This is a genomic window from Luteibacter rhizovicinus DSM 16549, assembly GCF_001887595.1.
Taxonomy (GTDB): domain Bacteria; phylum Pseudomonadota; class Gammaproteobacteria; order Xanthomonadales; family Rhodanobacteraceae; genus Luteibacter; species Luteibacter rhizovicinus.
In genome coordinates this window covers 1236959-1249210 of sequence record NZ_CP017480.1, presented here as the reverse complement: position 1 = coordinate 1249210, position 12252 = coordinate 1236959, and the positions used below count along the sequence as shown (strand labels likewise).

The 12252-nt window shown below is 64.3% G+C and carries 13 protein-coding genes; 3 read left to right on the top strand and 10 right to left on the bottom strand.

Annotated elements, in window-relative coordinates:
* The first annotated feature begins 163 nt into the window (after positions 1–163).
* Positions 164–1951, top strand: a complete 1788-nt coding sequence (locus tag BJI69_RS05715; RefSeq protein ID WP_046966485.1) for a cation:proton antiporter — start codon at positions 164–166, stop codon at positions 1949–1951.
* Positions 1952–2010: 59 nt separating this feature from the next.
* Here BJI69_RS05715 and aceA read toward each other — a convergent pair whose 3' ends face one another.
* The gene (gene aceA / locus BJI69_RS05710; protein WP_244465216.1) at positions 2011–3303 is read right to left on the bottom strand and encodes an isocitrate lyase; all 1293 of its coding nucleotides are present in this window, start codon (positions 3301–3303) and stop codon (positions 2011–2013) included.
* Positions 3304–3322: 19 nt separating this feature from the next.
* The gene (aceB, locus tag BJI69_RS05705; RefSeq protein ID WP_046966487.1) at positions 3323–4921 is read right to left on the bottom strand and encodes a malate synthase A; all 1599 of its coding nucleotides are present in this window, start codon (positions 4919–4921) and stop codon (positions 3323–3325) included.
* Positions 4922–5115: 194 nt separating this feature from the next.
* Here aceB and BJI69_RS05700 point away from each other — a divergent pair, with 194 nt between their 5' ends.
* Positions 5116–6090, top strand: coding sequence for a LysR family transcriptional regulator (locus BJI69_RS05700; protein ID WP_046966552.1), 975 nt, complete (start codon positions 5116–5118; stop codon positions 6088–6090).
* Here the strand turns inward: BJI69_RS05700 and BJI69_RS22225 are convergent, their stop codons facing one another.
* Positions 6091–6552 (bottom strand): hypothetical protein, encoded by a 462-nt coding sequence (locus tag BJI69_RS22225; protein ID WP_125902993.1) that lies wholly within the window; start codon positions 6550–6552, stop codon positions 6091–6093.
* Positions 6553–6786: 234 nt separating this feature from the next.
* Here BJI69_RS22225 and BJI69_RS05690 point away from each other — a divergent pair, with 234 nt between their 5' ends.
* A complete protein-coding gene (locus BJI69_RS05690) occupies positions 6787–7188 on the top strand; it encodes a hypothetical protein (protein WP_046966489.1) in 402 nt (133 codons plus the stop codon).
* Positions 7189–7200: 12 nt separating this feature from the next.
* On the opposite strand, the gene BJI69_RS05685 is transcribed toward BJI69_RS05690, so the two are convergent.
* From BJI69_RS05685 to BJI69_RS05655, 7 genes are all read right to left on the bottom strand, one after another.
* Positions 7201–7788, bottom strand: coding sequence for a 1-acyl-sn-glycerol-3-phosphate acyltransferase (locus BJI69_RS05685; RefSeq protein WP_046966490.1), 588 nt, complete (start codon positions 7786–7788; stop codon positions 7201–7203).
* Positions 7785–8207, bottom strand: coding sequence for an alternative ribosome rescue aminoacyl-tRNA hydrolase ArfB (gene arfB, locus BJI69_RS05680; protein WP_046966491.1), 423 nt, complete (start codon positions 8205–8207; stop codon positions 7785–7787). The genes BJI69_RS05685 and arfB overlap by 4 nt, the downstream gene beginning before the upstream one ends.
* Positions 8208–8289: 82 nt before the next feature.
* Positions 8290–9021 (bottom strand): pseudouridine synthase, encoded by a 732-nt coding sequence (locus BJI69_RS05675; protein ID WP_046966492.1) that lies wholly within the window; start codon positions 9019–9021, stop codon positions 8290–8292.
* 4 nt (positions 9022–9025) lie between these two features.
* Positions 9026–10675 carry a ubiquinone biosynthesis regulatory protein kinase UbiB gene (gene ubiB / locus BJI69_RS05670; RefSeq protein WP_046966493.1) on the bottom strand — a complete coding sequence of 550 codons (1650 nt, stop codon included), beginning with the start codon at positions 10673–10675 and terminating at the stop codon, positions 9026–9028.
* Positions 10672–11340: a ubiquinone biosynthesis accessory factor UbiJ gene (locus BJI69_RS05665; protein WP_046979259.1), complete on the bottom strand. Its 669-nt coding sequence runs from the start codon at positions 11338–11340 to the stop codon at positions 10672–10674. The genes ubiB and BJI69_RS05665 overlap by 4 nt, the downstream gene beginning before the upstream one ends.
* Before the next feature lie 46 nt (positions 11341–11386).
* Positions 11387–11851 (bottom strand): tRNA (cytidine(34)-2'-O)-methyltransferase, encoded by a 465-nt coding sequence (locus tag BJI69_RS05660; protein ID WP_046966494.1) that lies wholly within the window; start codon positions 11849–11851, stop codon positions 11387–11389.
* Between the two features lie 7 nt (positions 11852–11858).
* Positions 11859–12053, bottom strand: coding sequence for a hypothetical protein (locus BJI69_RS05655; RefSeq protein WP_046966495.1), 195 nt, complete (start codon positions 12051–12053; stop codon positions 11859–11861).
* Positions 12054–12252 lie beyond the last annotated feature (199 nt).

Genomic DNA, 12252 nt, shown 5'->3' with positions numbered 1-12252 from the left:
TTCTCTAATGGGCTGCCCGCCCCGCTCCGGTGCTGGATACCCCTCCCTCCCCCCGCTCCAGCACCGGGGCCCGGCCTTTTCTTCACCTCAGTATCCTTAAGCTGTCCCTTTCTCGGCCCGCCTCACGGTGTTGGCCGATTTTCTTTTTGGGACAAGGGAAATCATGGGTATCGAACTCGGAATGCTGCTGACCCTGATGCTCGGCATCGGGTTCCTCTGCCAGTGGATCGCCTGGCGGGTGCGGCTGCCGGCGATTCTCTTCCTCCTCCTCGCCGGCATCGTGGCAGGGCCGGTGACCGGGCTGCTCCATCCGGACAAGGTGCTGGGCGACCTTCTCTTCCCCATCGTGTCGCTGGCCGTGGCGGTGATCCTGTTCGAGGGAAGCCTGACACTGCGCTTCCACGAGCTGAAAGGCATCGGTCATGCGGTGCGCGGTCTGGTGACCTACGGGGCGATCCTTGCTCTGCTGATGCTCGCTGGCGCGGCCCACTGGATAGGGGGTCTCAGCTGGGAGCTCTCCTTTCTCTTCGGTGCGCTGACCTGTGTCACTGGCCCCACGGTGATCGCGCCGATGTTGCGCACGGTGCGTCCGAACGCCCGCATCGCGAACGTGTTGCGCTGGGAAGGCATCGTCATCGATCCGATCGGTGCGCTGTTCGCCGTGCTCGTCTACGAAGGGATCGTGTCCCATCGCGAAGGGCATTCCATCCAGGTGTTCCTGGGCACAGTCGCGTGCGGCGTCATCGTCGGTGGCGTCGCGGCGGTCATTCTCGGCCGGTTGCTTCGTCGACAGATCATTCCGGAATACCTGCAGAACTACGGGACGCTGGCGGCTGTGCTGGCGGCCTTCAGTGTGTCGAATACGGTGGCCCATGAATCGGGACTGCTGGCCGTGACCGTCATGGGTATTGCCCTGGGCAACATGCGCGACGTCCACATGGACGACATCATGGACTTCAAGGAGCACCTTACGACCTTGCTGGTGTCGACCTTGTTCATCCTGCTTGCCGCGCGACTGGACTGGCCGCTTCCCGACGGCGCCTTGCTCGCCGGCATCCTGATCTTCGTCGTCGCGCAACTTTTCATTCGGCCCCTTTCGGTATTGCTGTCGAGCTTCAGGAGTGCGCTGTCCTGGCGCGAGCGTGCGCTGATCGCCTGGGTTGCACCGCGTGGCATCGTGGCGGCGTCGGTGTCCGCTCTGTTTGCGATCCGGCTCGAGAAAATCGGCATGGTCGGTGCGGACAGAATGGTACCGCTCGTGTTCCTGATGATCATCGGCACGGTCGTGTTCCAGAGCGCGACGGCGCGTCCACTTGCGCGCTGGCTGACGGTCGCGGATCCAGAGCCACGCGGCGTGCTGATCTACGGATCCGACACGGTGGCGCGCGACGTGGCGCGTGCCCTTGCAGCAATCGATGGCCTGCGCGTGGTCGTCGCCGACGATGACTGGAACGGCATTCGCGCCGCGCGGATGGAAGGCCTGACGACGTTCTTCGGCAATCCGCACTCACAGGCGGCCGACCGCAACCTCGACCTCGCGGGTATCGGCAACCTGCTGGCCATGTCGACGCACCGCGAGCTCAATTCGCTGGCATGCGTCCACTACCGCGAAGAGTTCGGGCGCGACAAGGTGTATCGGCTGCGCAACCTCTCCCCGGAAGAAAGTCATGGCCGCGCGTCACTCGCCGGCAGCCTGCTGGCGACGGCGCTGTTCGCCGATGACATGACCCACGCGCGTTTCGTCGAGATGCTGCACGAGGGCTGGCGAATCAAGTCGACACGCCTGACCGAGACCTTCGACTGGCCTCACTTCATCGAACAGTACAGCTCGCGCACGGTGCTGCTGTTCGGCGTGGAAGAGAAGGGCGACCTGCGTATCGCCTCGAGCCGCCACGAGCTCGAGCCACGTCCGGGTTGGACGGTCATCGCCCTGGTGCCTGCGGCGCACTGAGGCCCGCGTCGAAGTTGGCCGCGCCCGGTGACTCGGGCGCGGCCAGCGATGTGCCTGAATCAGGCCGCCGACGCCGGATGGAACTGTTCTTCCTCGGTCGAACCACTCAGGGCCGAGAGTGAACTGAACGAACCCGAGATCACCTGGTTCACCGTGTCGAAGTAACCGGTGCCGACTTCTCGCTGGTGCTTCGCCGCGGTGTAGCCATCCTTCTCTGCGGCAAACTCGGCCTCCTGCAGTTCCACGTAAGCCGCCATCTGGCGATCGCGATAGCCACGCGCCAGCTGGAACATGGAGTAGTTCAGCGCGTGGAAGCCGGCCAGCGTGATGAACTGGAACGCGTAGCCCATCTCGCCCAGCTGTTTCTGGAAGGTGGCGATGGTCTTCTCGTCGAGGTTCTTCTTCCAGTTGAAGCTTGGCGAGCAGTTGTAGGCCAGCTTCTTGCCGGGATACTTCGCGTGAATCGCCTCGGCGAAGCGGCGCGCCTGCTCCATGTCGGGCGTGGCCGTTTCGCACCAGATCAGGTCGGCATACGGTGCGTAGGACAGGCCGCGGCTGATCGCCTGCTCGATGCCCTGCTTCGACTCGTAGAAGCCCTCGACCGTGCGCTTGCCGGTGAGGAAGGGCTTGTCGTTGTCGTCGATATCCGTGGTGACTAGCCCGGCGCCCATGGCGTCGGTGCGCGCCACGATCAGCGTCGGTACGCCGGCGACGTCGGCAGCGAGGCGTGCGGCGATCAGCTTCTGCACGGCTTCCTGCGTCGGCACGAGCACCTTGCCGCCCATGTGCCCGCACTTCTTGGCGCTGGCCAGCTGGTCTTCGAAGTGCACGCCGGCGGCGCCCGATTCGATCATGTGGGCCATCAGCTCATAGGCGTTGAGCACGCCGCCGAAACCGGCTTCGGCATCGGCCACGATCGGGACCAGCCAGTCGATGTTGTCCTTGCCTTCGGCGTGATGGATCTGGTCGGCACGAAGCAGGGTCTTGTTGATCTTGCGGACCACGTTCGGCACCGAGTCGACCGGATACAGCGACTGGTCCGGGTACATGGTGCCGGCGGTGTTCGCGTCGGCGGCGACCTGCCAGCCCGACAGGTAGATCGCCTGCAGTCCGGCCTTGACCTGCTGCATGGCCTGGTTACCGGTCAGGGCCCCAAGTGCGTTCACGTACGGCTTGTCGTGGATCGAGCGCCAAAGGCGCTCGGCGCCGCGGCGGGCCAGCGTGTATTCGATCTGCACCGTGCCACGAAGACGAATCACGTCCTCGGCGGTGTACGGACGCTCGACGCCATTCCAGCGGTCGTTGTTCTTCCAGTCCAGCGTGATCTGTTCGGCGGTATGCGTCTTCATGATGTGGCTCCTTGGAGGATGATCAGGACAGGTGTTCGTAGGCGGGCAGGGTGAGGAAGTCGCGAAGCTCGTCGGCGTGTGTCAGCGCGGAAATCAGTGCGGCCGCCTGATCGGCGCGCGATGCGCCGGGATGCGAGCTCTCGCGCAGGCGATGCGTGTGCGTGGCCAGCGCGTGATCGAACAGCGCGAAGTCGATCACCGCGTGGTCGCTGAATTCCAGCGGCTCGTGATGGAGCCACTGCCAGAGCTGCGCACGCGCGATCTCGGCGGTGGCGGCGTCTTCCATGAGGTTGTGGATCGGGACGCAGCCGAGTCCTTCCAGCCAGGCCGCCGTATAGCGCAGGCAGACTTCCACGTTGTTGTCGAAGCCGGCGCGCGTGATCGTGCCGATCGCCGGAGCGATAAGGGCGTCGCGCGAGGCCACCACATCGTCGCGCTGCACGTGCAGCTGGTTCGACGTGGGCATGTGTGCATCGAAGATGGCCTGCGCGATCGGCACGAGCGCGGGATGCGCTACCCATGTGCCATCGTGTCCCGCAGTCACTTCGCGGAGCTTGTCGGCCCGGACCTTGGCCATGGCTTCGTCGTTCGCTGCGTCGTTACCGCGAATCGGAATCTGCGCCGCCATGCCGCCCATCGCGAAGGCGCCACGACGATGGCAGGTGCGAATGAGCAGTTCCGAGTACGCCTTGAGAAAGGGGACGGTCATGCCGACCTGACCACGTTCCGGCAACAGACGATCGCCATGGGCGCGGAAGGTCTTCAGGTAGGAAAAGATGTAGTCCCAGCGACCGCAGTTCAGACCGACGACACGATCGCGCAAGGCGTGCAGGATCTCGTCCATCTGGAACACGGCGGGCAGGGTCTCGATCAGCACCGTGGCCTTCATCGTTCCGGGCGGCAGGCCCAGCACGGTCTCGGCGTGGGTCATGACCGATTCCCACAGCGCCGCCTCTTCCATGCTCTGCAGTTTGGGCAGGTAGAAGTACGGGCCACGGTCGCGCGCATGAAGGGCCTTCGCGTTGTGGAAGGCGTAGAGCCCGAAGTCCACCAGCGCACCGGCGACGACGTCGCCGTCGACCTCGGCGTGGCGCTCGGGGAGGTGCCAGCCGCGCGGACGCACGACCAGCACGGCCGGGTCCTTGCCGACGCGGTAGACCTTGCCTTCGGCGTTGGTGAATTCGATCGTGCCTTCCACGGCGTCGCGCAGGTTGCGCTGGCCTTCGATCTGGTTGGCCCAGGTCGGCGCGCTCGAATCCTCGAAGTCGGCCATGAACACCTTCGCGCCGGAATTCAGCGCGTTGATGATCATCTTCCGTTCGACCGGCCCGGTGATCTCGACGCGACGGTCCATCAGGGCGTCAGGTATGGCGGCGACCGACCAGTCGGCCTCGCGGATGGCCAGGGTGTCCGGGCGGAAATCGGGAAGCTCGCCGGCGTCGTAGCGAAGTTGCCGGGCGGTGCGCTCGGCGAGCAGGGCCAGGCGGCGGCTGTCGAATCGGCGGTGGAGGTCGGCCACGAAGGCGATCGCGCCGGGGCTCAGGACATCCGCGTAGGAGCTACTGCCGTCGCCAAAGCGAACGCCGGCCAGGGGGTCGATCACGCTCTTGGGAACTGCCATGGGATCGTGCCTCGGAGTGCGGGTCTGGCATTTACCCTAGGTCCGGAGCTACGATTTTGACAAAACAAATGTTTCAATGATTTGGATTAACAATGTTAATGTTATATATAACCCATTAATCTATCGAGATTAATCGCATGGTCCGCAAGCTGAATTCCGCAAAAAAAGCTGTCGTGAAGCGTGCGAAGCCGCGTATGGCGGACCGACCTGCGGACGACGAAGGTGGCCGGTTCTACTACAAGGGCAACCGCCTCAAGCAGCTGCGGGCCTTCGTGTACACCACGCGGCTGGGCACCCTCAGTCGCGCGGCCGAAGCGCTGTTCCTGTCTCAACCATCGGTGAGCCTTCAGCTGAAAGCGCTGGAACGGGAACTTGGAACCGCCTTGCTGGAGCGCACCCGCCGCCGCGTCACCCTGACGGATGCCGGCGAGGCGCTCTACGAACTCGCCCGTCCCCTGGTCGAGGGGTTCGAGAACCTGGATCGCGAGTTCCAGACAAAGACAAAGGGCGCCCAGGCGGGGCGACTGACGGTGGCGGCCGGCTCGTCGACGATCCAATATCTGCTGCCCGAACTGGTGAAGACGTATCGGGAGCGCTTTCCCCATGTCCACCTCGCGCTATCCAACGTGACCAATCGCGATGGGCTAGCACTTCTGCGCAGCGACGAGGTCGACATCGCGGTCGGCTCGATGATCGACGTGCCTCACGATATCGCCTGGGCGCCGGTCTACCACTACGACCCGATGCTGATCATGCCGCCCGATCATCCGCTGGCGTCGAAAACGGATATCCGCCTGGAGGACCTGTCTCCCTATGGCTTGATCCTCCCGCCCAAGCGCCTCACCACGTACCGCCTTGTCGACATGGTGTTCCAGCAGCGACACGTGCCATACACGGTCGCGATCGAGGTCGGCGGCTGGGATGTGATCAAGCAGTACGTGGCGATGGGCCTCGGCATTTCCATCGTCACCGGCATCTGCATCACCGAGGCGGACCGTGAACGCCTGGTCGTACGCAACTTGCGACAGTATTTTCCACAGCGCAGCTACGGCGTGGTGATGAGGAAGGGTAAGTTCCTCAGCCCGGAAGCGCGGGCCTTCATCGACCTGATCAGGCCGGGTCTGCTTACTCATCGTGATTACGATGAGTCGGGACATTCCGAACGGTGATTACGCGTAGACGTCGACCGTCTTGCCGTTAAGACAGTCGATCAGGGCCTCAAGGCCTTCTATGGCGTCGATAGCGGCCTCATAAAGTTCGACACACAGTGGGTATCTGGAAGCACCTATTGCACGTAGGGATTCGAACGCATCCTTTGTTTTCGCGAGCGGATCGAAGACACCCTTCACATCGAGCTGAAAGAAGCCTAGCTGCATCGTAGCGTCATGCGAGAGATAGCCCTCACTGTGCAGCATGTTGGCCAAGTCAGATAGTTCGAGAGGATCGATAGAGCGGATGTCTGTTGTCCGAAGACGTTCCTTTAATCCATCCGGAAGCGTTCGGGCGACATCGCGGATCTCGCCGTTTCTGATCGGCACATCTTTATAGACACACTCGGGTCGGCGACGATGCTGAACTTGCCACAGGTTACCCGCTGGCGTGGAGCCGCCCAAACCGCTTGTCACCTGCATTGTTCGCCCTTTAATGCACGTCGGTTCAACGACTGTGCCTGCGCGCGATCAAGTTCGAAAGTCGGTGTGTTGCGCGACGTTCGCGAGGGAATGTCGCCAATTTTGTGGGTCTTCGATGGCGCCACGAACTCATTGCGGTTCGCTTACGCCGATCGCGGGCTATCCCTGGTGCGTGGTCGATTTAGTCGCAAGTAACGTTCATATGCGCAACGACGCGCTAGTTCGGGAGTGAGTATGAAGACCGCATTGAAGATCATCACGACCGGTGCATTCGCATCGTTCGCGATGTGCCTCGCATTCCATCCGGGGTCGTCTTTCGCCAAGTCACAATCAGTGCAAAAACGCCGCTTTGCCTATCCCAAGGCTGCGACATCGCAGGGGCGCCTTGTCGCGAACGAGACATCCCTGCAGCTCAGCTGGACCACTAACTGCACAAGCCCATTCTTCGCGACAGCGAGCGGCAGCACGTCGCTGACCGCATACCTGCAACGATTCGAGAACGGCGACTGGCGCACGATCGATAGTGGACTGTCATTGTCCGCCACCGTCGGCCCGGGGACATACAGGGTCCTCGTGGTCAATCAAGTGGGCATGCCCAACCTGTACTCGTTCACCTATCGCAAAGCGCTCGGCTGATTGTCGGACGCGCTAGGCAGCCCGGTGCTTGCCCTGATACCCGGCGAACATGGCGCGGATGCGCGTCATGTCCGCTTCCGTATCGCCTGTCGTCTCGATAAGAGAGCCCACGGTGAACGTTTTCGTCGGGTAGTCAATGAAGATCGGAACAATCGGAACGTTCGCCGTGCGCGCGATGCGCAGGAAACCCGACTTCCACTGCTTGACCGGTTTGCGTGTGCCTTCCGGGGCGATGCCCAGCCACATCTTCTCGCGAGTGGCGAAGCGCTCGACCATCTGGCCGACGACGTCGGTCGCGGCTTTGCGATCGATCGGCACCATGCCGAGACGACGTACGATCGGCCCGAAGGGCCCGTTGAGAACTTCGCGCTTGATCATCACACCGAGGTCCAGGCCCATGGCGGATTTCATCAGCAGGCCCCACACGCCGTCCCAATAAGACGAATGCGGTGCGCCGATGACGACGACCTTGGGCAGATTCGGCAGTTCACCGACGAGGCGCCAGCCGCTACGACGAATCGCCCAGCGGCTAAGTCTCATCCACCAGGAATTCGGTAGCGATGGGATATTCGGTGCGAGATGTTCCGGGTAGGGGCTCAATCGTTGCTCCAGTCGCGCGAGCGACCGCGCTTGGTCTGGCCACGCTGAGTCTTGCCTACAAGGCGTCGCTCTTTCGAAGCGCGCGTGGGCTTGGTCGCGACACGTTTCTTCGCCACGACCGTGGCTTCGCGGATCACATCGACCAGACGGTCGCGCGCGTCGTCCCGGTTACGACCCTGGTCACGGAACCGCCGTGCCTGGATCACCATCACGCCTGCATCCGTCATGCGGCGGTCGCGGCGTGCGAGGAGCCGTTCGCGCACTTCGTCCGGCAGTGACGGTGACGAGGCGACGTCGAAACGCAACTCGACGGCACTTTCCGTCCGATTGACGTGCTGGCCCCCCGGGCCGTCGGCGCGCATGAAGCGCTCGACCAGTTCGGAGTCAGGGATCGTGATGCTGGCGGTGACGATAAGCATGGCCGGGCGATTCTAGCAGCGCGGCTCACCGATGCATGGTGCGACGCGGGACTCCGCCGGGGGAGGCCAAGCCGGCTGCCTGCTAGCTCGGCACCTTCCACGCTTCCGTCTGAGCGCCATAAGCATCCGCCCAGCCAAACCGCTCAAGCAGCTTGAGCCATGTCTCATCCAGCCCCGCGTCGATCGCCATCGGGCGCCCATCCACCGGATGCTCGAACTCCAGCCGCGCCGCGTGCAACAGCAGGCGGTGCGACGAGAAATACTGCTTGAACAGGCGATTGTGATCGCCACGCCCGTGCTGGCTATCCCCGATGATCGGGTGATGGATGTGCGCGAAATGCTTGCGGATCTGGCGAAAGCGCCCGGTGCGCGGCTCGGCCACGGCAAAGGCGTAACGCTGCTTCTCGTAACGACCTAGCGCGATGTCGACTTCCGTGGTGCCGAGCTGCCTGTAGTCCGTTGTCGCATCGCGTCGTGGACCGGTATCGCGTGAACCCGGTAACGGGTAGTCGATCGTGCCGGCGTCGGGGTCGGGCCATCCACGTACCACGGCGAGGTAGCGCTTGCGCACGCTGCGCCCCATGAACTGCTCGCCGAGCTGACTGGCGGCTTCCGGCGAACGCGCGACGAGCAACACGCCCGAGGTTGCGCGGTCCAGGCGATGGGCAAGGTGAAGCTTGCCCTCGACTTGCTCGCGGAGCAGGTCGATCAGGAAGGCATCGTCGGGTCCGACGAACTTCGAGCGATGGACGGCGAGATTAGCCGGCTTGTTGACGGCGACGATGTCGTCGTCCTGATAGAGGATCTCGAGCATGCGATCAGGCGACGCGACGCGGCCAGCCGGCGACGAAGGCGATCACGCCCGCAATGCCTGCTGCGATCGCCGGCCACATGCCGCGCGCGGCGAGCGTACCGACCAGGGCGGCGCAGACGAGCAGCGACGAACCGAGCAGGCTGCACGCCACGAGTCGGCGCATGCGGCGCGCGTCGTCCCGGGCGACGGCAAGCGCGAGCGGATCGGCGACCTGTTGTTGCTGGCCGCTGGCGACCTGGCGCAACGCATCCCGCACGAGCTCGGGCACGCGAGGCGCCGTCTGGATCCATTGCGGCAGCCGGCGGCGCACGTCGCGCAGCGTAGCGCGCACGCTGTAGCGCTCGCGGAGAATGCGGCGAAGCACGGGATGGGCAACGGCCCAGATATCGATCTCGGGATCGAGCATGCGCCCGACACCTTCGATATTGAGCAGCGTTTTCTGCAGAAGGATCAATTGCGGCTGCAGCGTGAGCTCGTATTTCCGCGCGGTCTGGAACAGCTTCACCACCAGCTCGGCGATGGAAATCTGCGCGAGAGGACGCGTGAAGTAGGGTTCGCACACCGTGCGTACGGCCGCCTCGAGTTCGTCGAGGCGGACGGTGGATGGCATCCAGCCCGCCGCGACATGCAGCTGCGCGATGCGCGCGTAGTCGCGTTCGAACAGCGCGATGAAGTTCTCGGCGAGCCAGTACTGATCGGCTTCCGGAAGGGAACCCATGATGCCGAAGTCGAGCGCGATGAAGCGCGGCTCGTCGACGCGCGACAGGTCGACCCAGATGTTGCCGGGATGCGCGTCCGCGTGGAAAAAGTTGTCGCGGAACACCTGCTCGTAGAACAGGCGCACGCCCTTCTCGGCGAGATGCTTGCGATCGAGGCCGGCGGCATCGATGGCGGCGATGTCGTCGGCGCTCACGCCGTACACGCGTTCCAGCGTCAGCACGCCTTGGGTGCTGAAGTCCCAATGCACTTCCGGCACGTAAAGGTCGACGCCGCTGGCGAAGTTACGCCGGAGCAGGCTGGCACTCGCACCTTCGCGCTGCAGGTCGAGCTCGTTCGAGAGCATCTTCTCGACTTCGGCGACGACTTCCAGCGGGCGGATCTTGTCGGCGTTCGGATGCCAGCGCTGGGCGAGTTCCCCAAGCGTGTGCAGGAGATCGACATCGCGCGCGATGCGCTTGTCGATACCGGGGCGCAGCACCTTGACCACGACGGCGCGCCCGTCATGCAGCGTGGCGGCATGCACCTGGGCGATCGACGCGGAGGCGAGGGCGGTCTCGTCGAAGCTGGCGTACAGCGTCGTCACCGAGGCCTTCAGTTCGCGCTCGACGATGGCGCGGGCCTCGGCGCCGGGGAAGGGCGGGACCTGGTCCTGCAGGAGCGCCAGTTCGTCGGCGATGTCGGCCGGCACGAGATCGCGCCGCGTCGACAGGACCTGGCCGGCCTTGACGAAGATCGGGCCAAGGTCGGTCAGGGCCAACCGCAGGCGCGCGCCGCGTGGCAGGGCGCGAACATCGGCAGGTGCGCTGGGAAACCATGGTCGAACGAGTTTCAGCGGCCGGAACAGGTGCGCCCCATCGACGAGATCGTCGAGGTCGTACTTGAGCAGGATGGCGGCAACGCGCATCAGGCGCGGCAGCAGACGCAGCGGCGTCATGCGTGACGCCCCTTCAGTGCGCGCTCGAGGCGGGCCAGGCGGGCTTCGGCCCGTTCGGTTCGCTCGCGCACGTCATCGACACCGTCGAGGAAGGCATCGGCTTCACCGGGAGCGACCGCGACACGACCCTCGTCACGAAGCCAGTCGGCACCGTCTTCGGTGAGGTGCGAGACGGTCTCGCGGGCGTGGGCGAAGGCGTCGCGAAACGCCTTCGCCAGGGGCACCCCGACGGTGTCGCCGAAGGTCTTTGCAAATGCCTCTTCAACGTCCGGTGCGTAGTGGCGAGTGAGCTTCTCGAGGCGGCGAGCCAGTTCGGCGTCACCCGCGATATCCACCTTGCCCGGCGCCACGCCGTCGTCGTCGCGGCGGATGGCCATGGCCAACAGGCTGCCCGGCGATGCCGTGACGCGCAGGCTGCCGCCTTCTTCCGGCGGACCGACGCGAAGGCGACCCTTCTGCACCGATATCCGCAAGGCCAGCTCGGGACCGCTCAGATGCACCTGCACGCTGCGACCATCGAGGGCGTCCAGGCGGGAGCGGGTGTCCGGGTCGAGGTCGACGGCGCGGTTGAGTGCCGCTTCCATCGCGCGTCCGGCAAGGACGCGAAGCGGGCGGGGCAGGAATCGATTGGGGCCGGCCTCAGCCGAGGGACGATCGGAAGTCATGCTGCGATTGTAGCCCGCCGGCCGGTGCGGAGCGGCATCCACGCGTTCAGGACGCGCCGTCGAACCCCGATTGCCGCCACGCCTCGAACACGGCGACGGCCACCGCATTGGACAGGTTGAGGCTGCGGTTGCCCGGTCGCATCGGCAGGCGCACACGCTGTGCTTCGGGAATCGCATCGAGCACATCGTCGGGCAGGCCCGCGGTCTCGCAGCCGAAAAGCAGCGCATCGCCCTCGGCGAATGAGACGTCGGTGTGCAGGTGCTGGCCGCGGGTCGAGAAGGCGAATACCCGTGGATGGCCGATCTCGGCGAGGCAGGCGTTCAGGTCGTCGTGAACGGCGACGCTGGCGAACTCGTGGTAATCCAGGCCGGCGCGGCGGAGTCGGGCGTCGTCCAGCTCGAAGCCGAGCGGTCGCACCAGATGCAGGGCCGCGCCTGTATTGGCGCAGAGGCGGATTACGTTGCCCGTGTTGGGCGGAATTTCGGGTCGGAAGAGGATGACATGGGGCATACCCCCATTATGAGGCGATGCGGGGGCAGACGATGCCATCCGGCGGTACGCCGCAGCCGTTGATCGCGGCGTGGGCCGTCGTACCGACCGCAGCCAGCTGGACCGGGTTGCCGGTGTAGGCAAGCATGTTGCCCAGGATGAGGCCGCAGACGACGAGCGAGGCGACCAGGAGACTGCGGAGCATCAGGAGTTCGTGGTTCATGGTGTCGATTCCGTAAGAAGGTGCGTGGCGGATGGTCAGAACATCTGGCCGAGGGTCATGCCGCAGATCAGCATCGAGGTGACGAGCAGGCTGCGCAGCATCAGCATTTCGTACTTCATGGCGTTCTCCGGATCGGTGCCGGGTAAGAAAGCCACCCGGTTTGGCAGGACTAGTAACGCAAACGCCGTGCCAGCTTTTA

Excerpts from the sequence above, each read along its gene's own strand:
- BJI69_RS05660 (WP_046966494.1), bottom strand. The coding sequence starts at position 11,851 with ATGCCCCATGTCATCCTCTTCCGACCCGAAATTCCGCCCAACACGGGC.
- BJI69_RS05700 (WP_046966552.1), top strand. The coding sequence starts at position 5,116 with ATGGCGGACCGACCTGCGGACGACGAAGGTGGCCGGTTCTACTACAAG.
- BJI69_RS05715 (WP_046966485.1), top strand. The coding sequence starts at position 164 with ATGGGTATCGAACTCGGAATGCTGCTGACCCTGATGCTCGGCATCGGG.
- BJI69_RS05675 (WP_046966492.1), bottom strand. The coding sequence starts at position 9,021 with ATGCTCGAGATCCTCTATCAGGACGACGACATCGTCGCCGTCAACAAG.
- ubiB (WP_046966493.1), bottom strand. The coding sequence starts at position 10,675 with ATGACGCCGCTGCGTCTGCTGCCGCGCCTGATGCGCGTTGCCGCCATC.
- aceB (WP_046966487.1), bottom strand. The coding sequence starts at position 4,921 with ATGGCAGTTCCCAAGAGCGTGATCGACCCCCTGGCCGGCGTTCGCTTT.
- BJI69_RS05690 (WP_046966489.1), top strand. The coding sequence starts at position 6,787 with ATGAAGACCGCATTGAAGATCATCACGACCGGTGCATTCGCATCGTTC.
- BJI69_RS05665 (WP_046979259.1), bottom strand. The coding sequence starts at position 11,340 with ATGACTTCCGATCGTCCCTCGGCTGAGGCCGGCCCCAATCGATTCCTG.
- arfB (WP_046966491.1), bottom strand. The coding sequence starts at position 8,207 with ATGCTTATCGTCACCGCCAGCATCACGATCCCTGACTCCGAACTGGTC.
- BJI69_RS22225 (WP_125902993.1), bottom strand. The coding sequence starts at position 6,552 with ATGCAGGTGACAAGCGGTTTGGGCGGCTCCACGCCAGCGGGTAACCTG.
- BJI69_RS05655 (WP_046966495.1), bottom strand. The coding sequence starts at position 12,053 with ATGAACCACGAACTCCTGATGCTCCGCAGTCTCCTGGTCGCCTCGCTC.